The 238-nt window shown below is 71.0% G+C and carries 1 protein-coding gene; it reads left to right on the top strand.

Annotated features, from left to right (window positions below; all coding sequences use genetic code 11):
• A partial coding sequence (locus EOC06_RS39350; protein WP_164899110.1) for a hypothetical protein occupies window positions 1-238 on the top strand: 238 nt, incomplete at both ends.

The raw sequence follows: 238 nt of genomic DNA, 5'->3' as shown, positions 1-238 counted from the left end.
TTCCGGAGCCTTCAGCGCCGGTTTCTACGCATCGGCAGCGGTCGGCGTTTCGGTTGGCGGCGAGGGCGGCGATGGCGGCCCTGGCGGCAAGGTTACGGTCAGGGCGGACGGCAACATCATCGCCGACACCGACGCGGTCGGCTCGGGCGGCATCGTGGCACAGTCGATTGGCGGCGGCGGCGGCAATGGCGGCCGTGCGGCCACGATGGCCGGCTCGGTCAGCAACGGCGTCAATGTC

The sequence above is a fragment of the Mesorhizobium sp. M7A.F.Ca.MR.362.00.0.0 genome, assembly GCF_004023175.1.
GTDB lineage: Bacteria > Pseudomonadota > Alphaproteobacteria > Rhizobiales > Rhizobiaceae > Mesorhizobium.
This window is presented reverse-complemented; position numbering and strand designations above follow the sequence as displayed.